Genomic DNA, 25,302 nt, shown 5'->3' with positions numbered 1-25,302 from the left:
CGAAAACTTACTTGCCTTGCGGGCGCAAATACGCGAGCCAGCGACGCTCGGCCTGACGGAACAACCACACGAGCGTGAACGAGATCACGAGATAGAGCAGCGCGGCAATGCCGAACGCGTGGAACGACATGTAGGTCGCCGAGTTCACGTCGCGGGCGATCTTCAGGATGTCCGGCACGGTCGCGGTGAAGGCCACCGTCGTCGCGTGCAGCATCAGGATCACTTCGTTGCTGTACAGCGGCAGCGCGCGGCGCAGCGCCGACGGCAGGATCACGCGGCGATACATCGTGAACGGCGTCATCCCGTACGCACGCGCGGCTTCGATCTCGCCGTACGACGTCGCCTTGATCGCGCCCGCGAAGATCTCGGTGGTGTACGCGCAGGTGTTCAGCGTGAACGCGAGCAGCGTGCAGTGCATCCCGTCGCGGAAGAACGCGTCGAGCATCGGCGTGCCGCGCACGGCCTGCAGGCTGTAGAGGCCCGTGTAGCAGAGCAGCAGCTGCACGTAGAGCGGCGTGCCGCGGAACACGTACGTGTACAGCCACACGGCGCTCGACAGCCACTTCCGCTTCGATACGCGCGCGACCGCGAGCGGCACCGACAGGCAGAAGCCGAGGCCGATCGACACGACTAGCAGCCACAGCGTGATCGCGACGCCGGTGATGCGGTAACCGTCCGTGTAGAGATAGTTGCGCCAGTATTCTTGGATGAGTTCGATCATAGGTCAGCCTTGCGGACACCGGTCGAGTAGCGCTTTTCGAGCCACATCAGCACGAAGTTCGAGATCGTCGTGATGGCGAGGTAGACCGCTCCCGCGATCAGCGTGAAGAAGAAGAACCGCAGCGTGCCCTTGCCGGCGTCCTGCGACGCCTTCACGACGTCGGCCAGGCCGATGATCGACACGAGCGCGGTCGACTTCACGAGCACCTGCCAGTTGTTGCCGATGCCCGGCAGCGCGAAGCGCATCATCTGCGGGAACATGATCCGCGTGAACACCTGCCAGTTCGTCATCCCGTATGCGCTGCCGGCCTCGAGCTGGCCGCGCGGCACCGACAGGAACGCGCCGCGGAACGTCTCGGTGAAGTACGCGCCGTAGATGAAGCCGAGCACGAGCACGCCGGCGAGGAACGGGTCGATGTCGATCTGGTCCCAGCCGATGGCGTCGGTCGCCATGTTCAGCCAGATCTGCAGGCTGTAGAACAGCAGCAGCATCAGCACGAGGTCGGGCACGCCGCGGATCAGCGTCGTGTAGACGGTGCCGGCGCCGTGCGTGAAGCGGTTGCGCGACAGCTTCGCGCCTGCGCCGAGCAGACCCAGCAGGAACGACAGCGCAAGCGAAAGCACCGCCAGTTTGACGGTTTGCCAGGTGCCTGCGAGGATCAGCGGGCCGTAACCTTGTAGAAACATATGTGGTCCTTGACGGCTCACGTTGTGCGCCGCGAAAGACGCGCCCGCCAAGCTGCGCGGAACGCCCCGTGCGTATCATGACCTCCCGCCCCGGCAACGGTGCCGGGCCGGCCCGGCGCGCGAGCGACGGGCAAGGGGGCGGGCGGCGCGTGGTTGACTGCCTGTACTGCCCGGACGCGGGGCCGCCCCGCATCCGTTGCTTCCTCTTGTCGGCGCTCAGCGGGTCGAATAGACGCTGAACGAGAAATACTTGTGCGACAGCCGGTCGTACGTGCCGTCCTTGTGCATGTCGGCCAGCGCCTTGTTGATCTTGAGCTTCAGGTCCGTATCTTCCTTGCGCAGGCCGATCGCGGTGCCGTCGCCGATCGTCTTCGGATCCTTCACTTCCGGCCCGGCGAACGCGAAGCCCTTGCCGCGCGGCGTGCGCAGGAAGCCGTAGTCGGCCTGCAGCTCGTCCTGCAGCGTCGCGTCGAGGCGGCCCGAGCCGAGATCGGCATAGACCTGGTCCTGGTTCTGGTAAGGAACGATCGTCACGCCCTGCGGTTCCCAGTACGCCTTCGCGTAGGTTTCCTGCGTCGAGCCCTGCTCGACGCCGACGTGCTTGCCCTTGAGCGACGCGACCGTCGGCAGCAGCGGCGAGCCGGTTTTCGCGATCATCCGCGCCGGCGCGTCGTATACCTTGTCGGAAAAGTCGATCTGCTCGCGGCGCTTGTCCGTGACGGTCAGCGACGACACGATGACGTCGTACTTCTTCGCCTTCAGCGCCGGGATGACCCCGTCGAGATCCTGCGCCACCCACACGCATTTCACGTTGATCCGCTTGCAGATTTCCTTGGTGAGATCGACGTCGAAACCGACGATCTCGCCGCTCGGCGCGGTCGACTCGAACGGCGGGTAGCTGGCATCGACGCCGATCCGCACGGTCTTCCACTCCTTCGCGAAGGCGCTGCCCGCCACGAGGGCGAGGGCGGCGCACAGGGCGGCCTTCTTCATTTGCATCCTTCTGTTGCTGACTTTCCGCGGGCGCTTGCGGCCGGTCGGACCGGGCGCCGCGGCGTATTCTAGACGGCCAAAATTCGCCGATCGGCGCTCTGGCGATGGCAGCCGCCGGAACGGCGAACGCCAAAAGGGCGGTATTTTACCCGAACGCGATACCCGGAAAACGGCAATCCGGCGCGACCGATCGATTCCTCGATTCTTTGATCCGGTTGTTGCGGCAATCGTGGCATTCGCAACGAGTATTACGACAATTGGGCGTGCGGGTGCAACGATGCAGTGCGTGGGCGGTGGATTGTGGCGCCATCTGCCCCCCCTACAGTGGAGGTAAACCCGATAAGAGAACCCGCCTCCCGGAGTGTCCGCCCCATGTTCCAGATCCGCCGTGCCGAAGACCGCTGCCACACGCATCACGGCTGGCTCGAATCGAGTCACAGCTTTCCGCCCGCCGGCCGCGCCGCGAACGCGCATTCGCCCGTCGGCGCGCTGCGTGTGCTGAGCGAGGACCTGATCGCGCCGACGCGCGGCTTCGGGATGCAGCCGCGCCGCGACGTGGAGATCGTCACCTATGTGCTGGGCGGTGCGCTCGCGCACCGCGACAGCCTCGGCAGCGGCGCGATCGTCCGGGCTGGCGGCATCCAGCGGATGAGTGCCGGCACGGGGCTCGTGCACAGCGAAACCAACGCGTCGCGCGACCGGCCGCTGCATCTGCTGCAGATCTGGCTACAGCCGGCCGAGCGGGGCGGGCGGCCCGGCTACGAGGAACGGCGCTTCACGGACGACGAGAAACGCGGGAGGCTGCGGCTCGTCGCGTCGCCGGATGGCGATGACGGCGCGCTGTCGATGCGTGCGGATGCACGCATTTTCGCGGGGCTGATCGATGGCGACGAGGCGGCGGCGTTCGACGTGCCGGCCGGGCGCAGCACCTACGTGCACGTGGTGCGCGGCGACATCGAGGTCAACGGCCGCGCGCTGGCCGCCGGCGACGGCGCGCGGATCGGCGGCGTGGACGCGGTGGCGTTCGCGCGCGGCCGTGCGGCCGAGGTGCTGCTGTTCGACGTCGCCTGAAATTAAAAAAGGGGACGCAGGCCGGTGCCCGCGTCCCCTTCGGCGCCGCTCCGGGGAGCGGCCCGCCGGCTTACTGCGCCGGCGCCGACGCAGCCTTGGCCGCGCGATGCTGCTGCCAGCGTTCCTTCATCTTCTCGTGGCGCTGCTCCATCTTTGCAAACTGCTGCTTGAGCGCCGTGCTGACCGTGGTCTTCTGCTGGTCGTTCAGCCCGTTGTAGAACGTGAGCCACGCGGCGGACGTCTGCTCGCGCAGTTGTGCGTTCTGCTGCTCGGCCTGCTGGCGCGCGGTGTGCATCGCGCTCAGGTCGAGGATCGGCTGGTTCTGCTGCGCCTTGAACTGCTCGCGCATCTGCTCGTGGCTCTTGCGCATCGCATCATGGTTCTGCTTCATCGTGTTGATGGCCGTCTGCCATTGCTGTTCCTGCGACGCGTTGAGCTTCAACTGGTCGTGCAGTTTCATGACTACGCCGAACGGGCCGCCGTCGTGCCCGTGCATCTGGTGCATGCCGGGGCCGCCCGGCGGCGGCATGTCGTTGGGCTGCGCGGCATGCGCGGTGCCGAATGCGAGAGCGAGCACAGTGGCGGCCGCGATGGCCACGCGGGAAGTCTTCTTATACATTTCAGAAACTCCTTGTATCCAAAGGGTCCGGCGATGCGGTACGGGGAAAGCCGTGTACCGCATCCGGTAAGACGCAGGTTAGCGATGCAGGCCCCGGCCGGTGTTACGCGGGGTGGTGGTCCGGTTACGGTGCATTACAGTTCCCTTGCGCGGTAACCCGCAGTAACCCTTTCGTCCCTTTGTTTCGTTCTTCGACTCCGCCCTCGCGCGGTAAACTTCGAGCCATGACTACCCAGATCCTCATCGTCGACGACGACCAAGAACTCCGAGACCTGCTGCGCGACTATCTCGTGCGCCAGGGGATGGAAGTGTCCGTGCTGCACGACGCGGCGACGCTCGAGAAGCGTCTCGAGCGCGAGCGCCCCGACCTGATCGTGCTGGACCTGATGATGCCGGGCGTGGACGGCCTGACCGCGTTGCGCCAGTTGCGCGCGGCCGGCGACGACATCCCCGTGATCATGCTGACCGCGCGTGCGGACGACGTCGATCGCATCGTCGGGCTCGAGCTCGGCGCGGACGACTACCTCGGCAAGCCGTTCAACCCGCGCGAGCTGCTCGCGCGCGTGCAGGCCGTGCTGCGCCGCCGCCGCGCGACGCCGTCGGCGGCCGCGCCCGAACAGCGCGAGCCGTTCGCGTTCGGACGCTTCATGCTCGACTTCCAGGCGCGCACGCTGTCGGTCGACGGCAAGCCGGCCACGTTGTCGAGCAGCGAATTCGCGCTGCTGAAGATCTTCGTGAACCATGCGCTGCGCACGCTCACGCGCGAGCGGCTGCTCGAGCTGCTGCACGGGCCCGAGTACGACGGCACCGACCGCGGCATCGACGTCCAGGTGTGGCGCCTGCGCCGCATCCTCGAAACGGATCCGTCGACGCCGCGCTTCATCCAGACGGTGCGCGGGCGCGGCTACGTGTTCGTGCCCGACGGCGAGGCCCATGCGCAAACCCATTGATTCACTGTTCGGGCGGCTGGCGCTGCTCGTCGTCGGTGTCCTGCTCCTGTCGCACTTCGCGTGGTTTTTCGCGATGCGGCTCGAGCGCAACCAGATGCAGACGCGCTATGCGGTCGAAGAGGCCGCGTTCCTGGTCGACGCGGTGCGCCAGCACGTCGAGCGCACGCCCGACCAGCCTTTGCCGTCGCGTGTGCGGCTCGTGACGCCCGACAGCGCCGACGTGCCGAAGGGCGACCCGTCGAGCCTGCCGGCGCCGCTCAAGCGGTTCCGTGACGACGTGAGCGAGCGGATGCCGCGTGGCACGCGCGTCGAGATCGGCGCACCCGGCCATCCGCCCGTGCTGTGGGTGAAGGAGCCGACCGACCGCAACTGGATCGTGGTGCCCGTGCAGCCGCTGCGGCCGCCGCGCTCGCTCGACCGGATGCTGCTGTGGCTCGGCACGATCTTCTCGGCCGGCGTGATCGCCGCGCTATTCGCGGCCTGGCAGCTGCAGCAGCCGCTGCGCTCGCTCGCACGCGCGGTCGCGCGCTTCGGCCGCGGGCAGCCGGTACCGCCGCTGCGCGAGCGCGGCCCGCGCGAGCTGCGCCAGCTCACGCACGGCTTCAACCAGATGGTGGAACAGGTGTCGCAGGCCGACAGCGACCGCGCGGTGATGCTGGCGGGCGTCGCGCACGACCTGCGCACGCCGCTGGCGCGGATGCGCCTGCGCGCGGAAATGATGGACGACGTGCGCTTGCGCGACGGCGTCGTGCGCGATGTCGACTCGATGTCGCACATCGTCGACCAGTTTCTGGTGTTTGCGCACGGCGGGTCCGACCGCAGCGAGCCCGTGCCGGTCGATCACGCGTGCGAGCGGATCGCACGCAGCTATCGCGCGGTCGCGCCGAATGCACCGACGGTCCAGACGCGGCTCGACGCCGATCCGGGCTTCCGCCTGCCGACGGCGACGCTCGACCGGATCCTGTCGAACCTGCTGGACAACGCGCATGCGTATGGCGCACCGCCCGTGCTCGTCGAGACGGCGCGCACGCCGGCCGGCTACGTGTTGTCGGTCAGCGACAGTGGCGGCGGGATCGCGCCGCGCGACCTGGCGGCCGCCACGCGGCCGTTCGTGCGGCTCGATCCCGCACGCGGCGGGAACGGCCACAGTGGGCTCGGGCTCGCGATCGTCGAACGGCTCGTGCTCAGGCTGGGCGGGGCGTGTGACATCGGCAATCGCCCCGAAGGCGGGCTGCGCGTCGCGATGACGTTCCCGTTCGAGGTCGTGCCGAAGGACGAACCCCACGCACAGGCTGCGTAAGCGGCGCATGCGGCGCTTGCCGGGCCGCCTGCCCGGCCCGGCCGCCGCCGCGCGGCATCATTCGCCGAACAGCGTGCCGAGCGTCTCGGCCGCGTTGCTGTCGACGGTGTTGTAGGTCACGCTGGTGGCCTCGAAGATGTAGACGGTCGTATACCGGCCGAGGCGCTCCAGGATTTCCTCCTGCAGCGATTCCGGCACGACGTTCATGTTCAGGTACCACGCCGTCGACGACAGCCGCGTCTGGAATGACCCGTACTCCTGCATCAGTTCGTAGAATGCGTCGGCATCCTGATCGCGACAGACGATCACCAAGTTTCCTGCCATTCCCTTCCTCCCGCTCGTCGATCCCCTGAGGGCCAGCCCCGATCATACCCGCTTCGCCGTGTTCGTCTCCGGATGCCCGGCCCGGTTTGTGTCCGTGTGCGGCGGGCGGGTTCACGGCCGGCCCGGATCACGGCATAATTCGGGCCTGCATGCCGGCCGGAAGACTGCGGCCGGGCTGCGCCTTACCGCGCGCCTGCCGCCCGGCCGCGTCGGGCACGCCCCGTGCGCGCTCGCGCGGCACGGTGGTTGCACCGCCCCCGGACGGTTGTACCTGAAATACAGGTTGGTGTAGTGTCGTGCCGTCGCGGGCCGACTCGACCGGGACTCGCGCGGCAGCGCATGCACGCACGGCGGATCGCGCCTGCGTGAGACCGTCAGTCAATCGAATTACCGCGCCCGTGCGCTTTGCCATGAATCAACATCGACTGCCGGCTTCGTTCGGCCTTACCGGGGAGAGCGCCTGATGGACGTCGGATTCTTCAATCCGAACCGGACCGCCAACGCGTCCGCGTGGCGCGTTCTGCCGAACCGGTGGGATTTCATCGCGTTCCCGCTGATCATCTGCCTGCTTGCGATGGCGATCGTCGGTTTCCACGAAACGATGGCGCCGATCGGGACCCTGCAGACGCAGAAGATCTCGCTCGATCCGTCGAACCTGCCCGAATACGCGTTGCGCACCACGTTGCGGATGCTCGCCGCGATGGTCGCGTCGCTCGCGTTTACGCTCGTCTACGGCACGCTGGCCGCGAAAAGCCGGCGCGCGGGCATGGTGCTGATCCCGATCCTCGACATCCTGCAGTCGGTGCCGGTGCTCGGCTTTATCTCGTTTACGGTCACGTTCTTCCTCGCGCTGTTCCCGAGCCGCGTGCTCGGCGCGGAGCTCGCGGCGATTTTCGCGATCTTCACGAGCCAGGCGTGGAACATGACGTTCAGCTTCTACCAGTCGCTGCGCACGGTGCCGCGCGATCTCGACGAAGTGTCGCGGAGCTTCCACCTGACGTCCTGGCAGCGCTTCTGGAAGCTCGAGGTGCCGTTCTCGATGCCGGGCCTGATCTGGAACATGATGATGTCGATGTCGGGCGGCTGGTTCTTCGTCGTCGCGTCGGAAGCGATCACGGTCGGCAACCAGACGATCACGCTGCCGGGGGTCGGCTCGTATCTCGCGCAGGCGATCTCGGACAAGAACCTCGGCGCGATCGGCTGGGTGATCCTCACGATGACGGTCGTGATCCTCGCGTACGACCAGTTCCTGTTCCGCCCGCTCGTCGCGTGGGCCGACAAGTTCCGGATGGAGAACACGAGCTCGGGCAACGCGCCGGAGTCGTGGCTGCTCGACCTCGTGCGCCGCACGCGCCTGATCCATCAGTTGCTCGTGCCGGCCGGCTGGTTCTTCGCCAAGGCGGCGCGGATTCCGTTGCGCCTGCCGCTGTCCGGCGCGATGCGCTTCACGCTGCCGCGCGTCGAGAAGAAGGCGTCGCGTACGGTCGACATCGTGTGGGCGGCCCTCGTGCTGATCGGCACGGCCTATATCGTGTGGCGCGTCGTCAGTTTCGTTTCGACCGGCGTGACGATGGCCGAGGTCGGCCACGTGCTCATGCTCGGGCTCATCACGCTGCTGCGCGTGGTCGTGCTGATCGCGATCGCGTCGGTGATCTGGGTGCCGATCGGCGTGTGGGTCGGGCTGCGCCCCAGGCTGGCCGAGAAGCTGCAGCCGCTCGCGCAGTTTCTGGCCGCGTTTCCGGCGAACCTGCTGTTCCCGGTGTTCGTGATCGTGATCGCGCGCTTCCACCTGAACCCCGACATCTGGCTGTCGCCGCTGATCGTGCTCGGCACGCAGTGGTATATCCTGTTCAACGTGATCGCCGGCGCAACGTCCTATCCGAACGACTACCGCGAGGCAGCGACGAATTTCCGCATCCGTGGCTGGCAATGGTGGCGGCAGGCGATCCTGCCGGGCATCTTCCCGTACTACATCACGGGTGCGATCACCGCATCGGGCGGCGCGTGGAACGCGAGCATCGTGTCGGAAGCCGTGCAGTGGGGCACGACCAAGATCGAGGCACACGGCCTCGGCGCATACATCGCGCAGACCACCGCCGCCGGCGACTTCCCGAAGATCATCCTGGGCATCGCCGTGATGTCCCTGTTCGTCACCCTGTTCAACCGCCTGCTGTGGCGCCCGCTGTATGCCTTCGCCGAAGCGAAGCTGCGGCTCGACTGAGACCGATTGAGAGCGAAACGCGATGCACAATCCGAATGCTGTACACGCCCCCGTCCAGACGTCCCAGCCACCGCGCCTCGGTGAGGAAATCCTGCGCGTCGATCACGTCTGCCGCGGCTTCAACAAGACGCAGGGCGAACTGCTCGTGCTCGACGACGCGAACCTGGCGTTGCGCGAAGGCGAGATCGTCGGGCTGCTCGGCCGTTCCGGCTCGGGCAAGTCGACGCTGCTGCGGATCATCGCCGGCCTGATCGAACCGACCGGCGGTGAAGTGACCTACCTCGGCCAGCCGCTGCGCGGCCCGGCCGAAGGCGTCGCGATGGTGTTCCAGACCTTTGCGCTGTTTCCGTGGCTGACCGTGCTGCAGAACGTGGAGGCCGGCCTCGAAGCGCTCGGCGTCGGCGCGCGCGAGCGGCGCGAGCGTGCGCTCGCCGCAATCGACCTGATCGGTCTCGACGGTTTCGAAAACGCGTACCCGCGCGAGCTGTCGGGCGGCATGCGGCAGCGCGTGGGCTTTGCGCGCGCGCTCGTCGTCGATCCGACGATCCTGCTGATGGACGAGCCGTTCTCCGCGCTCGACGTGCTGACGGCCGAGACGCTGCGTACCGACCTGCTCGACCTGTGGACGCAAGGGCGGATGCCGATCAAGTCGGTGCTGATCGTCACGCACAACATCGAGGAAGCCGTGTTCATGTGCGACCGGATCCTTGTGCTGTCGTCGAACCCGGGCCGCGTGATCGCCGAAATCAAGGTGCCGTTCAAGCATCCGCGCAACCGTCTCGACCCGGCGTTTCGCAAGCTGGTCGACGACATCTACGCGAAGATGACGGCCCGCCAGACCGGCGAGGCGACGAAGAAGGGGCTCGAACTCGGCAGCTGGCTGCCGCAGGTGTCGACCAACCTGATGGCCGGTCTGATCGAAACGCTCGCGATGGCGCCGTACCACGGCCGCGCCGACATGCCGGAAATCGCGCGCACGCTGCATCTGGAAGTCGACGACCTGTTCCCGATTGCCGAAGTGCTGCAGTACCTCGGTTTCGCGGACGTGCGGGAAGGCGACGTGTTCCTGACGCCGCCAGGGCGCGTGTTCGCGGAATTCGGCACGCAGGAGCGCAAGCTGATGTTCGCGGATCACCTGCTGAAGCATGTGCCGCTCGCCGCGCGGATCAAGAAGGTGCTGAACGAGCGCCCGGGACATCGCGCGCCGCGCGTGCGCTTCGAGCAGGAGCTGGAGGATTCCCTGTCGGACGGCGCGGCCGAGGAGACGCTCGACGCGGTGATCGACTGGGGCCGTTACGGCGAGATCTTCTCGTACAACGACCAGACCGAGATCTTCAGCCTCGAGGACGTCGAGTCCTGATCGACACGCCGGGCCGTACGGCCCGGCATCCGCGCGCGATGTGTGGCCGATGAGCGGGGCATCGCGCCGTTACTGCAGGCTGCCCCAGCGGTCGACGGCCGGTTCGGCCGACGCCCACTTCCAGTGCGTGCCTTGCTGGCATGCATTCGCGAAATACCAGTCGGCCTTGTCACCGTCCTTCACCGAGAACGCGAATTCCTTGCACAGCGCGAGCGCCGACGCGTACGCGCGCGTGACGCGCACTTCGCCTTCGCCGTTTTCCAGCGGCAGCGTGTTCTTCACCTTCCACGGTTTCACTTCGCCGACGGCCAGGCTGCCGGCCGCCTTCGCGATCGCGTCCTGCTGGTTCTGATGGAGCTGCTTCATCGTGCGGTTGACGGCCTCGTCGGTCGCGGCCTGCACGGCGATCCCGACGCCGACGCCGACCGCCGGGTTCGCGGTGACGAGGCCCGTTGCCGCGCCGGCGAGCGCGCCGCTCGCCGCGCCGACCGACCCGCAGCCCGACAGCGCGGCTGCCGCCGCGCAAAGCGCGCCGATTGCCGCGATACGGATCGCGACGCTCATTGCAGCGCGCCCCAGCGTTCGGTCGCGGGTTCGGCCGATGCCCATTTCCATACGGGGCCGTCGCGGCAGATCGTGGCGACGTAGAACGCCGATTGCGCGGGCTTGTCGGGTTTCGCGGGCGTGTCGACCGCGAACACGATTTCCTTGCAGTCGAGCGGACCGACGCTGATCATCCGGCTGACCGTCACGCGGCCCTGCTCGTCGTCTTCGATCGGGAACGAGTGGTGCGTCGACCACGGCGCGACGCCGCCCACGTCGAGAGGGCCGGCTGCCTTCGCGATCTGATCCTGCGAGTAGCGATGCGCGACGCGCTGCGAGTACTGGACGCCCGCCCGCGCACCGGCGACGGCGCCGAGGCCGATGCCCGTCGCGACGGCGGCATTGTTGGTGACCTTGGAAGCGATCGCGGCGCCCGCGATACCCGCGCCGGCGGTCGCGCCTTCGCTGTATAGCGAGTTGCAGCCGGACAGCAGTGCAGCCGTGGCGATCGCGGCCAGCACGACGCGCGTCGGCATGGCCCGGCGCGGCGATTCGAAACGAATGTTCATCCCTGAGTGCAAGTCCTGTCTGGGGGAGCGGCGACGCATGCACGCCCTCATGCCGCGTCATTGTTTCGCAATTGTCACAGGAAAACTGCAAAGCTTTGACAAATCGCCGGACGGCATGGCGCGCGTACGCGCGGCGCTATTGTCGGATAGATGGCTGGCGAGGGGTCGAAACGTTACAAATTGAAGGTAATTGTTACCTTGATGTGCGAGGAACCGACCTAGACTGTTTTGTTATGGAATGTTTCTACGACGGCCTCGAGCCGCGCCGCATATGAGACACCCAACCATGCGCCGTTCGAAACGATCTTCACACCGGCCGCCCGACGCGGAGGCAGACCGCCCGCGTCCGCAGACCGACGCGCCGTCCGTACCGCCTGCCGGCGCGCCCGACGAGACGCCATCCGACGGCGATCACAACCAGGGCGGCGCCCGCCCGGAAGGGCTCGACTATCAACGCGACCTCGGCCAGGAGCAGGACGCTTGATCTCGTCGTCACCGCATTCCGCTGCCGTATTTCATTGCATTTCTCGGATCTGAATCGCCGCGCGGCCGCCTTCGGGCAGCCGCGTCCGCCTTGGCGCGCGCCGCGCGCCGCCAGCCTATCGAATCGAGGAGGGGAAGCCGCATGAGCAGATTGATCGTGGTATCGAACCGTGTCGCCGCCGGCGAGGACACGCGCCCGAGCGCGGGTGGCCTTGCGGTCGGCGTGATGGACGCGCTGAAGGAAACCGGCGGCGTCTGGTTCGGCTGGAACGGCGAGATCGTCGGTGCGCCCGACGCCGAACCCGCGATCCAGCGGGACGGCAACGTCACGTACGCGACGGTCGGGCTGACCCGGCGCGACTACGACCAGTACTACCGCGGCTTCTCGAACGCGACACTGTGGCCGGTGTTCCATTACCGCGGCGATCTCGCCCGCTTCGACCGGCAGGAGTACGCGGGCTACCTGCGCGTGAACGCGATGCTCGCGAAGCAACTCGCCGCGCTGCTGCGGCCCGACGACCTGATCTGGGTACACGACTATCATCTGCTGCCGTTCGCGCATTACCTGCGCGAGCTCGGCGTGAAGAACCCGATCGGCTTCTTCCTGCACATCCCGTTTCCGTCGCCCGACATGCTGCGCCTCGTGCCGCCGCACGAGGAACTCGTGAAGTTCATGTGCGCGTACGACGTCGCGGGCTTCCAGACCGATGCCGACAAGCAGGCGTTCACCGACTATATCGAGCGGCGCGGGATCGGCGCGGCAAGCGACGACGGGATGCTGCATGCGCACGGCCGCGTCGTGAAAGTCGCCGCCTATCCGATCGGCGTGCATCCCGACGCGATCGCGCAGGCGGCCGTCCAGTACGGCGCGCGCAAGCCCGTGAAGATGCTGCGCGAAGCGCTTGGCGACCGCAAGCTCGTGATGAGCGTCGACCGGCTCGACTATTCGAAGGGGCTCGTCGAGCGCTTCCAGTCGTTCGAGCGGATGCTCGCGAACGCGCCGGGCTGGCAGGGCCGCGTGTCGCTCGTGCAGATCGCGCCGCCGACCCGCTCCGACGTGCAGACCTACCAGCACATTCGCGAAACGCTCGAAGGCGAGGCCGGCCGCATCAACGGACGCTTCTCGCAGCTCGACTGGACGCCGATCCAGTACCTGAACCGCAAGTACGAGCGCAACCTGCTGATGGCGTTCTTCCGGATGTCGCAGGTGGGCTATGTGACGCCGTTGCGCGATGGGATGAATCTCGTCGCGAAGGAATACGTCGCGTCGCAGGATCCGGCCGATCCGGGCGTGCTTGTGCTGTCGGAGTTCGCGGGCGCGGCGGCCGAGCTGACCGGCGCGCTCCTCGTCAATCCGTACGACCTGTCGCAGATGGCCGAGGCGCTCGAGCGCGCGCTGTCGATGCCGCTCGCGGAGCGGCAGGCGCGTCACGAGGAGAACCTCGCGCGGCTCCGCGAGAACGACCTGTCGGTGTGGCGCGATACGTTCGTCGCCGATTTGCGCAGTGTCGCGGCGGCCGCGTCGGTCACGCAGCGTGCGGGCCGGCGGGTTGCGCATGTGTGAGTCCGCGCGGCGGGCCGGTGCCGAGGACGGCGCGGCCGACGACGCAACCGGCCGCTTCTTCGTCGTGACGGGCGGCCCGGGCTCGGGCAAGAGCACGTTGCTGGACGCGCTCGAGCGCGCCGGTTTCGCGCGCTCGCAGGAGGCTGGGCGAGGCGTGATCCGCGACCAGATGGCCGTCGACGGCCACGCGTTGCCGTGGCGCGATCCGGCCGCGTTCGCCGAGTTGATGCTGAGCTGGGAGATGCGCTCGTACCATCTCGCGCGGCACGCGCGCGGGCCCGTGTTCTTCGACCGCGGCGTGCCGGACGTGATCGGCTACCTGCGGTTGACGGGGCTGGCGGTGCCCGCGCACGCGGAAGCCGCGGCCCGCCGTTTCCGCTATCACCGGCGCGTGTTCATCGCGCCGCCGTGGCCCGACATCTATGCGCAGGACACCGAGCGCCGGCAGGATTTCGCGGAAGCCATGCGCACCTACGACGCGATGGTCGATTGCTACACGTCGTATGGCTACCGGCTGATCGAGTTGCCGCGCGTGAGCGTGAAGGCACGCGTGCGCTTCGTGATGGACGCGCTCGACGCCGCATGACGCGCGTACGCGCATGCGGCGTGCGGCGGTGTCAGGTCGCTGCGTCCGGCCGCGGCGCAGCGATGCGCAGCATGCTCACGACCGCGGCCACCGCCGCGAATGCCGTGGCGACATAGAGCGCAATCGTCGGCCCGCGATCGGGCGCGAGCCCGAAAATCAGCGCGACGAGCGCGGCGCCGAGTGTCTGCCCGGTCAGCCGTGCGGTACTCAGCATGCCGCCTGCGCCGCCGCTGCGTTCGCGCGGCGCCGACGACAGCATCGCACGGTTGTTCGGCGACTGGAACAGCCCGAAGCCCGCGCCGCACAGCGCCATGCGCCACACGATGTCGACGGTGCCCGGATGCGCGCCGATCGTCGCGAGCGACAGCAGCCCGGCCGCGAACAGCGCGAGCCCGATCCCGCCGAGGATGCCGGCCGAATAGCGGTCCGACAGTACGCCCGCGAGCGGCGCGGCAAACACGATCACGAGCGGCCACGGCGTCATGTAGAGGCCCGTCTCGACCTGCGAGAAGCCGAGCGAGTTCTGCAGCCAGAACGGCAGCGCGACAAACGCCAGCATCTGCGACGTGAACGACGCCGTCGACGTATAGATCGACAACGCGAACATCGGGATGCGCATCAGGTCGACGGGCAGCAGCGGCGCCGGTTGAGACAACTGGCGCTTCACGAAGAAGTAGCCGACGACGCACGCGACGGCCAACTCGGCCGCGACGGTCGCATGGCCTTCGCCGTGGCCGAGCCCGTCGACGGCCGTGATCAGCAGGCCGAACACGCACGCGTTCATCAGCGCGCTCAGGAAATCGTACGGCGCGTCGTGCAGCGGGTTGGCCGGCAGCGCGCGCAGGCTGCCGAATACCGCGGCGATGCCGATCGGCACGTTGACCGCGAAGAGCCACGGCCACGACGCGAACGACAGGATCGCGGACGCGACCGTCGGCCCGATCGCCGACGACAGCGCCACCACCATCGCGTTGATCGACAGCCCGCGCCCGAGCATCGACGACGGGTAGATCATCCGCACGAGTGCCGCGTTGACGCTCATGATGCCTGCCGCGCCGAAACCCTGGATCACGCGCATCACGGCCAGCGTCGGCAGCGAGCCGGCGAGCGCGCAGCCGAGCGACGCCGCGGTGAACAGCGCGAGCCCGGCGATGTAGATGCGGCGATAGCCGATGCGCTCGCCGAGCGACGCGAGCGGCAGCAGCGTGATCGTAACCGCGAGCTGGTAGGCGTTGACGATCCAGATCGACGCGGCGTCGGACGCGTGCAGGTCGCGCGCGATCGTCGGCAGCGCGACGTTCGCGATGGCGCCGTCGAGCACGGCGAGCGTGATGCCCAGTGCGACGCAGACGATCGCCCAGTAGCGTTGCGGAAGCGGCAGGCCGGTATCGGCGTTCATGGCGGGAGCGAGAGCGTGGTTGTCCGCGCGCCCGGTTGCCGGTTGCGTGCGCAACCATGCGGAAGGGTGGAGGCGGCGAGGAACGGCCCGGCCGGCGCGGCTGCACCGGACCGGGGCCGGTCGAGTGTATCACCGGGCCCCATTGCGCGACGCCGGCACTCAGCCTTCGAAGTCGAGGCCGCCGAGCCGCACGAGCGGGGCGGCCTGCGTGCGCGACGCGAGATCGATGTCGCGCGCGCCCTGCCACGCGCCCAGCTTTTTCGGCAGCGCGGCCAGGTAGTGCTCGAAGCGCTGCGGGCCGTCCGGCTCCATCAGCCGCTCGATTTCGTCGGTGTCCCAGGTCAGCTCGAGGTTCAGCGGATGCACGAAGCCGCTCACGTGCTCGTGCGGCGCGCTGTGGATCTGCACGCGCGTCGGGTGCCCGTGCCCGCCGTACGGGACGACGTCGGTCAGCACGTGATCGGCGAAGAAGGCGGCGATCGCCTGCGCGATGCGCGGTGCGAATTCGGTATCGAAACGGCGGGCGGTTTCGGGCTGCATGAAGGCGTCTCCTGTGTGCCGAAAATCGTAGCACGGCGGCAATGCGTTTCGGCGTGCGTGAGACCCGTAATGGCGCGTTACCACTTGCTGCATCTATTACGGCCGCGTGCCGCCACAATGCATCGCATCCAGTACCACTTCGCGTGGGAGTCCATCATGAAAAAGATTGCCGCAGTGTGTGTCCTCGCCGGTTCGCTCGCCGTGGCGGGCCCGGCGTCCGCGCATGGCCGCGACGGCGGCGCCGTCATCGGCGCATTGATCGGCGGCGCGGTGCTGGGCGCGATCGTGACGTCCGCGATGAATCCGCCCGTCGTGTATCAGGCGCCCGCGTACCAGGCACCGGCCTATCAGCCGCCGACGTACTATCAGGCGCCCGCGTACCAGCAGCCTGCCTATCCGACCTATCAGCAGGCGCAGTACCAGGACGATGGCCCGAACTATTGCTACGACCGCTACCAGCGCGCGTATGTGTGCGGCGCGCCCGTGTCGGGCGGCTACGCGCAACCGGCCGGCTGGTAAGCGGGCGGGCGCGCGACGCGTGAACGGGTTGGTGCCGGACGGGCCGGCATCAACCGGTGTTTGCATCGCCGGACCTGACGACAAAAGGAAAGGCCCTCGCTTCATTCATGCGAGGGCCTTTGTTTTTCCGCGGCCGTCCGTTCGTCTGCGTGACGCGCCGGCCGTCGGCGGGCCGTGCACGGATACAAACGGTTGCAATTGCACGTCAGTGACGATGGCCACCACCGTTACCGTGCCCGCCGCCGCCATCGTTCCAGTCACCGCGGTGTCCGCCGCCGCGCCCCCAGCCGCCGCCGCGGTTGCCGCGATCACCGTCCCAGCGGTGGCCGTCGCGCCGGCCGCGATCCCAGTCGCGTCCGCCGCCACCGCCCCAGATGTTGACCGTGCCGTACACGGGGGACGGGCCGTACGCGTAGCCGGGATCGGAATAGTAGGGCTGCCCGTAGCCGTATCCGTATCCGGCGTCCGGGGCGACGACGCAGCCGGCCAGCAAGGTCGCGACGCCGGCGGCAGCAATGAGCTTCAGCATGATGTTCTCCATTGATTCCCCTATAAATACCGCGCAAGGGAATTGCTGGCTGTTTGCAATTGTGTCGTCAAATTACAGCGTCGTAAGGTCTTGCGACGAAAGTGTTAGCATCCTCGGCTCATTTGTTTTTCAGGAGCACATCGATGAAATTCGCGATCCGGGCCGCGCTGGCCGCCTTCTGCGTGACGACTGCCGCCGCGTGCGCGGCCGGGCCGGCATCCGCGCCCGCCGTGCCGGCCGAGTCGATCAAGATGTTTCCGCAGGCAGCGGCCGGCCAGCAGCGCGTCGCGATCGCGCTGCCCGCGCTCGAGAACGAGGGCGATGCGCGCGTCGAACTGATGATCGGCAAGACGCTGCAGACCGACTGCAACCAGCAGTGGTTCGGTGGCGAACTGACCGCCGAGGACGTGAAGGGCTGGGGCTATACGTACTACCAGCTCACCGATGTGAAGGGGCCGGCGTCGACGCTGATGGCCTGCCCGGGCCAGGCGCCGCAGCAACGGTTCGTGCAGGTGCGCGGCGACGGCCAGCTACTGCGTTACAACAGCCGCCTGCCGTTGGTCGTCTATGTGCCGGACGGCTTCGAGGTGCGCTATCGCGTGTGGCATGCGTCGAAGGACGTGCAGCACGCGGCGAAGCAGTAACGCGCCGGCGCGGCCGCGTGCGGCTGCGGCATCCTGTCGCTAGGCGCCGCTCGCGCCGACGAGCGCCGGCCACGCGGCCAGCGCGGCTTGCGCGACGGCTTCCAGATCGCGACGGCTTGCGCCGTCGCGCGCCTGGATCGACATCCCTTGTTGAACCGTCACGTAGTACCGCGCGATCGCGTCGAGGTTCGCGTGCGCCGAGATCTCGCCGGTTGCGACGCCTCGCCTGAGGCGCTCCCGCAGATCCTTGACCGTGCGCTCGCGCATCGTAATCAGCGTTTGCCGGACGGTGTCGGAACGCTCGGCCGGATGCAGCGCCGACAGCACGATCAGGCAGCCGGCCGGTTTCGACCGCCGTGTGAACACGCGTGCGGTATCCATCAGGTAGTTCCGCACGGCGTCGTGCGCGCTGCCGGCCTGTTCGACCCCATCCCAGATTTCCCGTCCCTCCGTTGCGCCGTAGTGCTCGAGCGCTTGCCGGAACAACGCTTCCTTGCTGCCGAACGCCGCATACAGGCTCGGCGACGCAATGCCCATCGCGGCCGTCAGGTCCGCCATCGACGCACCCTCGTAGCCGAGGCGCCAGAACACCTCCATCGCGCGATCCAGCGCCGCTTCCTTGTCGAAGCTTCTCGGTCGGCCTCGTTCAGCCATTGCGTCCGTTCCTTCGTCGATATCTGTATCGATCGATAAAATAAATCAATTGACTGTGCCGCGCAACCTGCCACATTCTGTGTCGGTCATTACATAAATGAGGAAAGGAACGGACATGGACCGACTTCAGGGCAAGCGTGCACTTATCACGGGCGGCAGTCGCGGCATCGGCGCCGCTATCGCGAAACGGTTGGCGGCCGATGGTGCGGACGTCGCGATTACCTACGAAAAATCGGCCGAGCGGGCGCAGGCCGTCGTCGCCGGCATCGAGGCGCTGGGCCGTCGCGCCGTTGCGATCCAGGCCGACAGCGCCGATCCGGTTGCCGTGCGCAACGCAGTCGATCGTGCCGCGGAGGCGTTCGGCGGACTCGATATCCTCGTCAACAACGCGGGGATTTTCCGGGCCGGTGCGCTGGACGACCTCACGCTCGACGATATCGACGCGACGCTGAACGTGAACGTGCGCGCGGTGATCGTCGCGTCGCAGGCGGCGGCGCGGCATCTCGGGGAGGGCGGGCGCATCGTGTCGACCGGCAGTTGCCTCGCGACACGCGTGCCCGATGCGGGGATGAGCCTCTATGCGGCGAGCAAGGCCGCGCTGATCGGATGGACGCAAGGGCTCGCGCGCGATCTCGGCTCGCGCGGCATCACGGTCAATATCGTGCATCCGGGCTCGACGGATACCGACATGAATCCGGCCGACGGCGAACATGCGGGTGCGCAGCGCTCGCGGATGGCGATTCCGCAGTACGGCAAGGCCGACGATGTCGCGGCGCTCGTTGCGTTCGTCGTCGGGCCGGAAGGGCGGTCGGTCAACGGGGCCGGGTTGACGATCGATGGCGGTGCGAATGCGTAAACGCCGATGCCCGGCGTGATTCGATCGGGCGGCGTGACGTTCGTTATCGGCAGCCGAGTTGTTGATGCTCGGCTTCGAGGTCGGCCCGTTTGTCGTAAGCGCGCAGTTCGTTGCGCGGCTTGCCGTCCGGGCCGATCCCGCGCACGACCTTCTGGCCGCGGTCGGGTGCGTGCGTTACTGCGTCGATGCCGGCGGCCAGTTCCCTGCAGCGTGCGTCGGAGGACGCGTTTTCCGGGCGCGGTGTTGCTGCGCCGGTGACGTTGGCGATGCCCGGGCTGACGTAGCGCTGTTTTGCCGGCGCCGTGCCGGATGCGGTGCCGGTATCGGCGGCGTTTGCGGTGCCTGTCATCGCTGAAAGCGCGGCCAGTGCCGCGATCGCTCGAATCATTGACGGAGTCCGTATGCTGACGAAGGTTCGGAATTCTACGCAATGTTCGGCGCGTGTCCGTGAGGATCGGACAAGGTGCGATCGTGTGTCGCATGTCACGGTGGTGGCTGGAATGCCCCGCCATTCGTGTGCGACGCTGCACGCGAGCAGTGCACCCGGACAGCAAAAAGCCCGCTTGCTTTCGCAGAGCGGGCTTCGGTGTTGGTTGCGGGGGTAGGATTTGAACCTACGACCTTCGGGTTATGAGCCCGACGAGCTGCCAGACTGCTCCACCCCGCGGCGCGTAGTGTACTTGCACAGCTGCGGTGAGTCAAACGATTCGTGATCGGCGTAGAACGGAGTTTGCGGTTCGGCGATTGGCGTGTGCGTTGAATGCTTCCGTTCCCCGATCTGCTTCGAGGCCAGGCACTTCCCCTGGCCGTTGGCGCGGTACTTGAGCGTCGAGCGTTTACCTGCTGCAGGCGGATTCAATAACAGGAGGCCACGATCGTCATGGCGCTTTGCGGAACGCCCGTAACAAGCCGTCAGGCGTGATGCGGTTTTCGTGGGGAAGTGGGGCGAACCATGGAGGATGTCTGGTCCCCCCGACAGGAATCGAACCTGTATCTAGCGCTTAGGAGGCGCTTGTTCTATCCATTGAACTACGGGGAGCGGATAGTTTGAGCGGGGAGGATCGAACCCTTATGAATCAGGCTCTTAGCCTTGTCCCGCTTGCCTTTCCGGGATTCCCGTCTATCCGCGCATGACGCGAAATGACGGGCTGTGAAGCATAGTTTAACGCCCCGCCTGCTACAATTCTGCTACAAATCGACCCTGTAGCAGTGTATGTGGATGACGCATTGCTACAGTCCACAAACGGGGTATTCCATGGCTTCGATCCTCAAGATCGGCGACCGTTGGCGGGCTCAAATCCGCCGACGGGGACAGAGTATAGCAAAGACATTTCGAACCAAGGGCGCGGCTGAAGCATGGGCGCGTGAGATCGAAGGCGGAATCGACAAGGGGCAGGGTGCCGTCGACGAACAGACGATCACGGTCGGCGAGCTGGTGCGCTTGTATCGAAGCGCGCGGAATGACTCTGGTCGACCGGTCGCCGAGAAGTCGAATGAAGCCTACATGCTCAAGCGGCTGGAAAGTCACTTTGATGATGAAGTGGCGGCGAAGCTGTCGACTAAGCGGCTGGTCAAGTTCGCGCAGGAGCGTAAGAAAGAGGGGGCCGGGCAGTACACGATCGACATGGATATCTCGAAGCTCGGGACCGTGTACAAACACATGGCGTCGCTACTGGATCTGCGATTGCCACATGCCCCGAGCATTGCGCGTCCGACACTTGATCACCTGCAGCTCATTGGCCCCGGCAAGCATCGGGATCGCCGGCCGACTCGCGACGAGATCGTAAAAATCTTCCAGTGGTTTGCGGAGCATCCGGAGCGCGAACAAGCGGTGCCGGATGTGATCCGAGTTGCGATGAAAAGCGCATTCCGGCGTGGCGAACTGTTTCGCTTGACGTGGTCGGACCTCGACGTCGAGCGCCGTCTCGCGCTCGTCCGTGATCGCAAGCATCCGCGACAGAAGAAGGGCAACGACGAGTGGGTGCCGCTGATCGGCGATTCGCTCGAAGTGTTGCTGCGTCAGGCCCGATATCCGGTGCCGCCAGCGTACGAGGCAAAACGCAAGGCGGACCCGACAATCGAGCCGCATCCGAACGAGTACATCTTCCGGTTCGACAAGAGCACGGCCAGCAAGTATTTCAAGCTGGCGTGTGTCGACAAGGGGATCGTCGACCTGCGGCTACACGACCTTCGGCACGAAGCGACAAGCGCACTTTTCGAGGACGGGTGGGATATTCCCGAGGTCGCGGCCGTGACCGGCCACAAGGATTGGCGCAACCTGAAACGCTACACGAATTTGCGGCCGGATCAGGTTGCGAAGAAGGGGCAATTGAAGTTGGTGAACGAGTAGAGCGCGTTACGCTTCTACCTCTATACCCAGCAATTCCGGCATACCTTCATATACTGGAACCGGAATCATCAGGTTCGAAATGGCAAGTTCGCGAGCGGTGCGACTTGATTTGACGTTATAGTCGAGATAGATCGGCTGAACAGTATTTCCGTCGTACAGTTCGCGAATACGAGGGTGGTCATCATAGCTCAGCAGCCACGGATAGCCTTGAGTTTGCAGAAATTGAGCGAGCGCAACGTGATCCGCGTCGGTATAGTGGTGTCGATACAGCTTCGGACCTTGTTGATAATATGGCGGATCGACGTATACAAACGCAAATCCTGTTGCGATCTCTTCTGCGTTGGTGCGCATGAAGGAAATTGCGTCATCACAATAAATTCTAACTCGGTCTGCAAAGCGAGCCACTGAGCGAATTTGTCGAACGATCTTTTCTTTGTTAAAGCGACAGTCGATCTTGTAGCGAGAAGTTTGAGCTTCCCCGCCAATTGGTCCTGCGCCGAGAATGCCGGAAAAATTTGTTCGATTGTAGAATAGTCCAGCTACACCGAGCTGCAGTATCGTAAAACGCCCGTCCGCGGGATAGGCTACCTCTCTTGTGGGTTGCAACTGAGTCCATGTTTCCATCGTGACGGGGCATGCTTCGACGGCTGCGCAGAGGTCATCGGTGATATTGAAGACGCACCACCAGAACGCATATACCAATGGATCACGCTCGATCAGTACTGCACTAGAGATAAAGCCCAGACGAAGCAGTTCCAGCGAAACCGAGGCGCCACCCGCAAAGGGTTCGTAAAAGGTGCAGCCATTCAGATAATTTTCTTCAATGACACCGCTGATATAGGCGGCTAGCCGCGCCTTCCCACCTGGGTATCGCAGTGGGCTAAGAGGTTCGTTGCGAGGGAGGAGTTTCTTTGGCATGTTCAGTTTCCTTCCAAAATATACTGAATGACGCCGCGAATATTGTTTGCAATCGTTTCCAGTGTCGGTGCGTCGGCCTGTTGATACTTGAGGTGCGTCATTGAGTCGAGATAATCTTTGGCTTGCTTCGTGGTGCCGGCAGAGAGAACTCGGCAAATCTTATTCTCCGAAAACACCCCGTTATTGAAGTTCGAGCAAAAGTTGATCATGCTGGCGAGCGCAGGGTCACGGCCCGGTTGCTTTTCGAGCTTCATGAGTTCACCCCATTTTTTGGCCTTCCTTATTTGATAACCCAAGGCGCATTCGAATAGCGCTCGTAGAACTAAAGAAGCCGAAATCGGTGTGGTCTTGTGGTTGATTCCGCGGATTTCCCGAGTCAATGCAATCAGATTGTCTTCAGTTACGTGGCACTCAAGTTTTTCGAAGAAAATAGATATCTTTTGCGTTTTTGGACGCGGTGCGCCGGCATTGGGGCCACCTGCGGGCTGGCCCGGCGCTTTGGGGTCTTTGCCATCACCCTTGGGTTGCTGACGTGGCTCCGCTGGCTTGATGTGTTTCTTGCCTTCGGGCGATTCGAGAAACCGTTCAAAATACTTCATCGGTTCCGTACGGGTATCGCAACGTGGCTTGCCTTTCTCGGGGTCGGGGAGCAGAAAGTCGCGTGCTATTGCGATCATCTGCTCTTTGAAAACTTTCGGAGGCAGTGCGCTGACGGGGTTCTGATCGGCGTCGAACGATAACTGCAAGATACGCTGGGTGTCTGCCAACGTGAAGAAGCGTGTATAGGGGTTGGTGACAAGTTTTTCGTTCTCGAGTACCGCGCGTTCGTCATCGGTCCACGTATCCAGATCGAGTGCGTACTTGAGGAGTCGGTATGGCTTCACAAGTTTTCGAATTGCGCCCGGCGTTGTGCCGAGTGCTTCAGCGACTTTGTCGATTGGGGCGTGCTCGAGCATGCGCACCGCTCGGCGCATCTTCGCTACCGGCGACCAAGGTTTTGCGCTGCGCTCTGTGTGGCGTTTCGTCAACACCGGATCGGCTGCTTCTCTGTTCGGCGCTACGTCGGCGCTCAGCTTGCGCAGAGTAGCTTTGACAGCGGGCGGGGCGGCAGGGAATCGGCCGACAAACTCCTCAGGAATGAGCGATGGGTCTAGAAGCATTTGGCAAGCGGCGACGCGGCGATTTCCTTCGAGGACGATGTGCTTCCCTCCCTCAACAACGGTGATGATGCGCTCGCCGTGAAAGAGGCCCTCGTTCCGAATGATTCCTCGTGCGAGGTCAAGCACGTCCTCGAATTTCAGAAGTTTCGCGCGAATCTCGGCCGGCTTGGCGTTCGGTTCAATTTCGATACGAGGATTGCGTAGGTCCAGTTGAATCTTCTTGGGATCGAGTTCTGCGGTCGACCACGGCTCGCTAACTGCCATCTTTCGCCCCGGATGTTATTAAGTTGGTGAGGATATACATGATTTTAACGCGGCGCGCCACCAGTCGCTCACAAGTGGACTATGCGGCTTCGGCGCGGGCGCGACGGGACATATCGTCGAGGTACTCTGCGACGGCGTCGTATGCAGCAAAGCGGCCGCCACCTTCCTTGTAAGTCGGGATCGGGAACGTTTCGGCGCTGATCTGATTGCGGATGGTTCCCTCCGACATGAGAAGTAGCCGCGCGAGCTGCGCCAGTGTCATGCGCGGGCCGTACTTCTCAAGGATGTATGCGCGGGTCAACAGGCTCACAGTGATCCCCCGTTCAGGTGGTCATGGTGGGATTCATCGCCCGGATCTCGGTCGATGCGTTCGATCTCGGCGAGGATCAATGCGGCGGCTTTCACGAGATTCCGTCGAGGAGTTGTCGGCTTCCACCAGTCCGTGATCCACGGCCAGAAATCCAGCGTAACGGCGTTGCTGAACCCGCAGGCGCTGAGAACGTACGCGGCGGCTGCACGGGGTAATTCCGCCTCGGTATAGCCGTCGTCGCGATCAGGCGTCAGACCTTCATGCTGAATCTGTCGGTGGCGTTCCGTCAGTATGTCGCGTGCTGCTGCGGTCGTGTTCCGGAACGCATTGGATTCCTCGTACATACGCCACATCACGGGCGTGGCGCAGTGGTGGTGCGTATGGGCGAGCACGGTGCCGCAGAGGCAAAGTTGGTTGGCTGCAACGCTCGCTTGCGTGGGATGCTGCGAGGTGGCTTCTCGCGCGGTACGCCATTCACGGAGAAGGCGAAGGATGGTGTCAGGGTTCGCGAGGGCGATATAGGCGGCGTCGAGCAGCGCCTGCTCGTCGTCTTCGTTCCCGTTTGGGCGGCAGTCGCAAATATCCTTCAGGTCGTCGCGCTCGTTTTCTACCCATGCGCCGACATTGATCCAGTTCCCCTTAGTGGCGCGTTCGGCGGCTGCTTGCAGGGCATCGTAGTTGCTGGTGAAATTTTCCATGACTTTCCCCGGTTATCGAATGGCGCTGACAATACGATCGAGCTTGCCGTCGATCTCCAAGGTAGCCAATGCGTGCATAGCGGTTGCCATGCGTTCGAGGACGGTTGCGTACCGTTCAAGGCGGTCGATATCCGCCGTTTTCAAGAGACGTTGCATCGTATCGCCGAGTTCGTTTGCAGACTTCCGAACACTCCCCGCTGCTTTTTTCGTGGACTCAGCAACTTGCTTTTCGGCGTCGACCATGCGAGACAGTGAACGCTCGAAGAGTGCGATCGCATCTTGGGTGGCGGATTCGGCTTTTGCAAAATCGGTATTCATATCTTTTGTTTTTCGCTGAAAGTAGTGTGTGTCTGCATTGATGTAATTCGCAACCATCGTGGCAGCTTCGGCAGGGTTAAAGAGGGGACCTTCGCTGTCCTGCCTGATTGGTTTGAGCCCGCAGACTTCAAAAGGACTGTTGCGTCGGGTCAT

The 25,302-nt window shown here is 65.1% G+C and carries 29 protein-coding genes and 2 tRNA genes; 12 read left to right on the top strand and 19 right to left on the bottom strand.

Features of this window, described 5'->3' with window-relative positions; all coding sequences use genetic code 11:
- Positions 1–7 precede the first annotated feature (7 nt).
- The 3 genes from CUJ89_RS13510 to CUJ89_RS13500 form a co-directional block, all read right to left on the bottom strand.
- The gene (locus tag CUJ89_RS13510; RefSeq protein WP_114177760.1) at positions 8–721 is read right to left on the bottom strand and encodes an ABC transporter permease; all 714 of its coding nucleotides are present in this window, start codon (positions 719–721) and stop codon (positions 8–10) included.
- On the bottom strand, positions 718–1,407 hold the full coding sequence (locus CUJ89_RS13505; protein ID WP_114177759.1) for an ABC transporter permease: 690 nt from the start codon (positions 1,405–1,407) through the stop codon (positions 718–720). Before CUJ89_RS13505 ends, CUJ89_RS13510 begins: the two co-directional genes overlap by 4 nt.
- Before the next feature lie 216 nt (positions 1,408–1,623).
- Entirely contained in the window at positions 1,624–2,400 is a 777-nt protein-coding gene (locus CUJ89_RS13500; RefSeq protein WP_114177758.1) for an ABC transporter substrate-binding protein, read from the bottom strand.
- Positions 2,401–2,772: 372 nt separating this feature from the next.
- Here CUJ89_RS13500 and CUJ89_RS13495 point away from each other — a divergent pair, with 372 nt between their 5' ends.
- The gene (locus CUJ89_RS13495; protein WP_114177757.1) at positions 2,773–3,471 is read left to right on the top strand and encodes a pirin family protein; all 699 of its coding nucleotides are present in this window, start codon (positions 2,773–2,775) and stop codon (positions 3,469–3,471) included.
- 70 nt (positions 3,472–3,541) lie between these two features.
- Here the strand turns inward: CUJ89_RS13495 and CUJ89_RS13490 are convergent, their stop codons facing one another.
- Positions 3,542–4,090, bottom strand: coding sequence for a periplasmic heavy metal sensor (locus tag CUJ89_RS13490; protein WP_114177756.1), 549 nt, complete (start codon positions 4,088–4,090; stop codon positions 3,542–3,544).
- 224 nt (positions 4,091–4,314) lie between these two features.
- On the opposite strand from CUJ89_RS13490, the gene CUJ89_RS13485 reads away from it, so the two are divergent.
- Positions 4,315–5,040 carry a response regulator gene (locus CUJ89_RS13485; RefSeq protein ID WP_114177755.1) on the top strand — a complete coding sequence of 242 codons (726 nt, stop codon included), beginning with the start codon at positions 4,315–4,317 and terminating at the stop codon, positions 5,038–5,040.
- The gene (locus tag CUJ89_RS13480) at positions 5,024–6,340 is read left to right on the top strand and encodes an ATP-binding protein (RefSeq protein WP_114177754.1); all 1,317 of its coding nucleotides are present in this window, start codon (positions 5,024–5,026) and stop codon (positions 6,338–6,340) included. Before CUJ89_RS13485 ends, CUJ89_RS13480 begins: the two co-directional genes overlap by 17 nt.
- 57 nt (positions 6,341–6,397) lie before the next feature.
- On the opposite strand, the gene CUJ89_RS13475 is transcribed toward CUJ89_RS13480, so the two are convergent.
- A complete protein-coding gene (locus tag CUJ89_RS13475) occupies positions 6,398–6,664 on the bottom strand; it encodes a hypothetical protein (RefSeq protein ID WP_114177753.1) in 267 nt (88 codons plus the stop codon).
- Positions 6,665–7,127: 463 nt separating this feature from the next.
- On the opposite strand from CUJ89_RS13475, the gene CUJ89_RS13470 reads away from it, so the two are divergent.
- Both CUJ89_RS13470 and CUJ89_RS13465 read left to right on the top strand, forming a co-directional pair.
- Entirely contained in the window at positions 7,128–8,885 is a 1,758-nt protein-coding gene (locus CUJ89_RS13470; RefSeq protein WP_114177752.1) for an ABC transporter permease, read from the top strand.
- A gap of 22 nt (positions 8,886–8,907) precedes the next feature.
- Positions 8,908–10,245: an AAA-associated domain-containing protein gene (locus CUJ89_RS13465; RefSeq protein WP_114177751.1), complete on the top strand. Its 1,338-nt coding sequence runs from the start codon at positions 8,908–8,910 to the stop codon at positions 10,243–10,245.
- Positions 10,246–10,314: 69 nt separating this feature from the next.
- On the opposite strand, the gene CUJ89_RS13460 is transcribed toward CUJ89_RS13465, so the two are convergent.
- Positions 10,315–10,809: a hypothetical protein gene (locus tag CUJ89_RS13460; RefSeq protein ID WP_114177750.1), complete on the bottom strand. Its 495-nt coding sequence runs from the start codon at positions 10,807–10,809 to the stop codon at positions 10,315–10,317.
- A complete protein-coding gene (locus CUJ89_RS13455) occupies positions 10,806–11,357 on the bottom strand; it encodes a hypothetical protein (protein ID WP_114177749.1) in 552 nt (183 codons plus the stop codon). Before CUJ89_RS13455 ends, CUJ89_RS13460 begins: the two co-directional genes overlap by 4 nt.
- A gap of 286 nt (positions 11,358–11,643) precedes the next feature.
- Here CUJ89_RS13455 and CUJ89_RS13450 point away from each other — a divergent pair, with 286 nt between their 5' ends.
- The 3 genes from CUJ89_RS13450 (at position 11,644) to CUJ89_RS13440 (ending at position 13,990) form a co-directional block, all read left to right on the top strand.
- On the top strand, positions 11,644–11,841 hold the full coding sequence (locus CUJ89_RS13450; protein ID WP_114177748.1) for a hypothetical protein: 198 nt from the start codon (positions 11,644–11,646) through the stop codon (positions 11,839–11,841).
- Positions 11,842–11,982: 141 nt separating this feature from the next.
- The gene (gene otsA / locus CUJ89_RS13445; protein ID WP_114177747.1) at positions 11,983–13,404 is read left to right on the top strand and encodes an alpha,alpha-trehalose-phosphate synthase (UDP-forming); all 1,422 of its coding nucleotides are present in this window, start codon (positions 11,983–11,985) and stop codon (positions 13,402–13,404) included.
- Positions 13,397–13,990: an AAA family ATPase gene (locus tag CUJ89_RS13440; protein WP_114178607.1), complete on the top strand. Its 594-nt coding sequence runs from the start codon at positions 13,397–13,399 to the stop codon at positions 13,988–13,990. The genes otsA and CUJ89_RS13440 overlap by 8 nt, the downstream gene beginning before the upstream one ends.
- Positions 13,991–14,021: 31 nt before the next feature.
- Here CUJ89_RS13440 and CUJ89_RS13435 read toward each other — a convergent pair whose 3' ends face one another.
- Both CUJ89_RS13435 and CUJ89_RS13430 read right to left on the bottom strand, forming a co-directional pair.
- Positions 14,022–15,389 (bottom strand): MFS transporter, encoded by a 1,368-nt coding sequence (locus CUJ89_RS13435; protein WP_114177746.1) that lies wholly within the window; start codon positions 15,387–15,389, stop codon positions 14,022–14,024.
- A 159-nt stretch (positions 15,390–15,548) separates the two neighbouring features.
- Complete coding sequence (locus CUJ89_RS13430) at positions 15,549–15,929, bottom strand: DUF5594 family protein (protein WP_114177745.1); 381 nt, start codon at positions 15,927–15,929, stop codon at positions 15,549–15,551.
- A 117-nt stretch (positions 15,930–16,046) separates the two neighbouring features.
- Between CUJ89_RS13430 and CUJ89_RS13425 the strand changes: the two genes are divergently transcribed.
- On the top strand, positions 16,047–16,448 hold the full coding sequence (locus CUJ89_RS13425) for a hypothetical protein (RefSeq protein WP_114177744.1): 402 nt from the start codon (positions 16,047–16,049) through the stop codon (positions 16,446–16,448).
- A 205-nt stretch (positions 16,449–16,653) separates the two neighbouring features.
- On the opposite strand, the gene CUJ89_RS13420 is transcribed toward CUJ89_RS13425, so the two are convergent.
- Complete coding sequence (locus tag CUJ89_RS13420; RefSeq protein WP_114178606.1) at positions 16,654–16,977, bottom strand: hypothetical protein; 324 nt, start codon at positions 16,975–16,977, stop codon at positions 16,654–16,656.
- Positions 16,978–17,120: 143 nt separating this feature from the next.
- Between CUJ89_RS13420 and eco the strand changes: the two genes are divergently transcribed.
- Positions 17,121–17,621, top strand: a complete 501-nt coding sequence (gene eco / locus CUJ89_RS13415) for a serine protease inhibitor ecotin (RefSeq protein ID WP_114177743.1) — start codon at positions 17,121–17,123, stop codon at positions 17,619–17,621.
- 39 nt (positions 17,622–17,660) lie between these two features.
- Here the strand turns inward: eco and CUJ89_RS13410 are convergent, their stop codons facing one another.
- Positions 17,661–18,275 (bottom strand): TetR/AcrR family transcriptional regulator, encoded by a 615-nt coding sequence (locus tag CUJ89_RS13410; protein ID WP_114177742.1) that lies wholly within the window; start codon positions 18,273–18,275, stop codon positions 17,661–17,663.
- Positions 18,276–18,390: 115 nt separating this feature from the next.
- Between CUJ89_RS13410 and CUJ89_RS13405 the strand changes: the two genes are divergently transcribed.
- Positions 18,391–19,131 carry an SDR family NAD(P)-dependent oxidoreductase gene (locus CUJ89_RS13405; RefSeq protein WP_114177741.1) on the top strand — a complete coding sequence of 247 codons (741 nt, stop codon included), beginning with the start codon at positions 18,391–18,393 and terminating at the stop codon, positions 19,129–19,131.
- 43 nt (positions 19,132–19,174) lie between these two features.
- On the opposite strand, the gene CUJ89_RS13400 is transcribed toward CUJ89_RS13405, so the two are convergent.
- The 3 genes from CUJ89_RS13400 to CUJ89_RS13390 all read right to left on the bottom strand — a co-directional run bounded on the left by CUJ89_RS13400 (position 19,175) and on the right by CUJ89_RS13390 (position 20,170).
- A complete protein-coding gene (locus CUJ89_RS13400) occupies positions 19,175–19,519 on the bottom strand; it encodes a hypothetical protein (RefSeq protein ID WP_114177740.1) in 345 nt (114 codons plus the stop codon).
- A gap of 202 nt (positions 19,520–19,721) precedes the next feature.
- Positions 19,722–19,798: transfer RNA gene (locus CUJ89_RS13395), tRNA-Met, on the bottom strand.
- 297 nt (positions 19,799–20,095) lie between these two features.
- Positions 20,096–20,170 (bottom strand) — tRNA-Arg (locus tag CUJ89_RS13390).
- A gap of 174 nt (positions 20,171–20,344) precedes the next feature.
- Between CUJ89_RS13390 and CUJ89_RS13385 the strand changes: the two genes are divergently transcribed.
- Entirely contained in the window at positions 20,345–21,481 is a 1,137-nt protein-coding gene (locus CUJ89_RS13385; RefSeq protein WP_201752240.1) for a site-specific integrase, read from the top strand.
- Positions 21,482–21,487: 6 nt separating this feature from the next.
- On the opposite strand, the gene CUJ89_RS13380 is transcribed toward CUJ89_RS13385, so the two are convergent.
- From CUJ89_RS13380 to CUJ89_RS13360, 5 genes are all read right to left on the bottom strand, one after another.
- On the bottom strand, positions 21,488–22,399 hold the full coding sequence (locus CUJ89_RS13380; protein WP_114177738.1) for a DNA adenine methylase: 912 nt from the start codon (positions 22,397–22,399) through the stop codon (positions 21,488–21,490).
- Positions 22,400–22,401: 2 nt separating this feature from the next.
- Positions 22,402–23,823, bottom strand: a complete 1,422-nt coding sequence (locus CUJ89_RS13375) for a hypothetical protein (RefSeq protein WP_114177737.1) — start codon at positions 23,821–23,823, stop codon at positions 22,402–22,404.
- 79 nt (positions 23,824–23,902) lie between these two features.
- Positions 23,903–24,133 carry a hypothetical protein gene (locus tag CUJ89_RS13370; protein WP_114177736.1) on the bottom strand — a complete coding sequence of 77 codons (231 nt, stop codon included), beginning with the start codon at positions 24,131–24,133 and terminating at the stop codon, positions 23,903–23,905.
- Complete coding sequence (locus CUJ89_RS13365) at positions 24,130–24,831, bottom strand: ead/Ea22-like family protein (RefSeq protein WP_114177735.1); 702 nt, start codon at positions 24,829–24,831, stop codon at positions 24,130–24,132. Before CUJ89_RS13365 ends, CUJ89_RS13370 begins: the two co-directional genes overlap by 4 nt.
- A gap of 12 nt (positions 24,832–24,843) precedes the next feature.
- Entirely contained in the window at positions 24,844–25,302 is a 459-nt protein-coding gene (locus tag CUJ89_RS13360; protein WP_152036619.1) for a hypothetical protein, read from the bottom strand.

Source organism: Burkholderia pyrrocinia (genome assembly GCF_003330765.1).
GTDB lineage: Bacteria > Pseudomonadota > Gammaproteobacteria > Burkholderiales > Burkholderiaceae > Burkholderia > Burkholderia pyrrocinia_B.
The sequence above is the reverse complement of the archived record's forward strand: the minus strand, read 5'-3'. Positions and strand labels throughout refer to the sequence as shown.

Bases quoted from the DNA above. Each gene is read 5' to 3' on its own strand.
- CUJ89_RS13510 (WP_114177760.1), bottom strand. From the start codon at position 721: ATGATCGAACTCATCCAAGAATACTGGCGCAACTATCTCTACACGGAC.
- CUJ89_RS13505 (WP_114177759.1), bottom strand. From the start codon at position 1,407: ATGTTTCTACAAGGTTACGGCCCGCTGATCCTCGCAGGCACCTGGCAA.
- CUJ89_RS13500 (WP_114177758.1), bottom strand. From the start codon at position 2,400: ATGAAGAAGGCCGCCCTGTGCGCCGCCCTCGCCCTCGTGGCGGGCAGC.
- CUJ89_RS13495 (WP_114177757.1), top strand. From the start codon at position 2,773: ATGTTCCAGATCCGCCGTGCCGAAGACCGCTGCCACACGCATCACGGC.
- CUJ89_RS13490 (WP_114177756.1), bottom strand. From the start codon at position 4,090: ATGTATAAGAAGACTTCCCGCGTGGCCATCGCGGCCGCCACTGTGCTC.
- CUJ89_RS13485 (WP_114177755.1), top strand. From the start codon at position 4,315: ATGACTACCCAGATCCTCATCGTCGACGACGACCAAGAACTCCGAGAC.
- CUJ89_RS13480 (WP_114177754.1), top strand. From the start codon at position 5,024: ATGCGCAAACCCATTGATTCACTGTTCGGGCGGCTGGCGCTGCTCGTC.
- CUJ89_RS13475 (WP_114177753.1), bottom strand. From the start codon at position 6,664: ATGGCAGGAAACTTGGTGATCGTCTGTCGCGATCAGGATGCCGACGCA.
- CUJ89_RS13470 (WP_114177752.1), top strand. From the start codon at position 7,128: ATGGACGTCGGATTCTTCAATCCGAACCGGACCGCCAACGCGTCCGCG.
- CUJ89_RS13465 (WP_114177751.1), top strand. From the start codon at position 8,908: ATGCACAATCCGAATGCTGTACACGCCCCCGTCCAGACGTCCCAGCCA.
- CUJ89_RS13460 (WP_114177750.1), bottom strand. From the start codon at position 10,809: ATGAGCGTCGCGATCCGTATCGCGGCAATCGGCGCGCTTTGCGCGGCG.
- CUJ89_RS13455 (WP_114177749.1), bottom strand. From the start codon at position 11,357: ATGAACATTCGTTTCGAATCGCCGCGCCGGGCCATGCCGACGCGCGTC.
- CUJ89_RS13450 (WP_114177748.1), top strand. From the start codon at position 11,644: ATGCGCCGTTCGAAACGATCTTCACACCGGCCGCCCGACGCGGAGGCA.
- otsA (WP_114177747.1), top strand. From the start codon at position 11,983: ATGAGCAGATTGATCGTGGTATCGAACCGTGTCGCCGCCGGCGAGGAC.
- CUJ89_RS13440 (WP_114178607.1), top strand. From the start codon at position 13,397: ATGTGTGAGTCCGCGCGGCGGGCCGGTGCCGAGGACGGCGCGGCCGAC.
- CUJ89_RS13435 (WP_114177746.1), bottom strand. From the start codon at position 15,389: ATGAACGCCGATACCGGCCTGCCGCTTCCGCAACGCTACTGGGCGATC.
- CUJ89_RS13430 (WP_114177745.1), bottom strand. From the start codon at position 15,929: ATGCAGCCCGAAACCGCCCGCCGTTTCGATACCGAATTCGCACCGCGC.
- CUJ89_RS13425 (WP_114177744.1), top strand. From the start codon at position 16,047: ATGCATCGCATCCAGTACCACTTCGCGTGGGAGTCCATCATGAAAAAG.
- CUJ89_RS13420 (WP_114178606.1), bottom strand. From the start codon at position 16,977: ATGCTGAAGCTCATTGCTGCCGCCGGCGTCGCGACCTTGCTGGCCGGC.
- eco (WP_114177743.1), top strand. From the start codon at position 17,121: ATGAAATTCGCGATCCGGGCCGCGCTGGCCGCCTTCTGCGTGACGACT.
- CUJ89_RS13410 (WP_114177742.1), bottom strand. From the start codon at position 18,275: ATGGCTGAACGAGGCCGACCGAGAAGCTTCGACAAGGAAGCGGCGCTG.
- CUJ89_RS13405 (WP_114177741.1), top strand. From the start codon at position 18,391: ATGGACCGACTTCAGGGCAAGCGTGCACTTATCACGGGCGGCAGTCGC.
- CUJ89_RS13400 (WP_114177740.1), bottom strand. From the start codon at position 19,519: ATGATTCGAGCGATCGCGGCACTGGCCGCGCTTTCAGCGATGACAGGC.
- CUJ89_RS13385 (WP_201752240.1), top strand. From the start codon at position 20,345: ATGTGGATGACGCATTGCTACAGTCCACAAACGGGGTATTCCATGGCT.
- CUJ89_RS13380 (WP_114177738.1), bottom strand. From the start codon at position 22,399: ATGCCAAAGAAACTCCTCCCTCGCAACGAACCTCTTAGCCCACTGCGA.
- CUJ89_RS13375 (WP_114177737.1), bottom strand. From the start codon at position 23,823: ATGGCAGTTAGCGAGCCGTGGTCGACCGCAGAACTCGATCCCAAGAAG.
- CUJ89_RS13365 (WP_114177735.1), bottom strand. From the start codon at position 24,831: ATGGAAAATTTCACCAGCAACTACGATGCCCTGCAAGCAGCCGCCGAA.
- CUJ89_RS13360 (WP_152036619.1), bottom strand. From the start codon at position 25,302: ATGACCCGACGCAACAGTCCTTTTGAAGTCTGCGGGCTCAAACCAATC.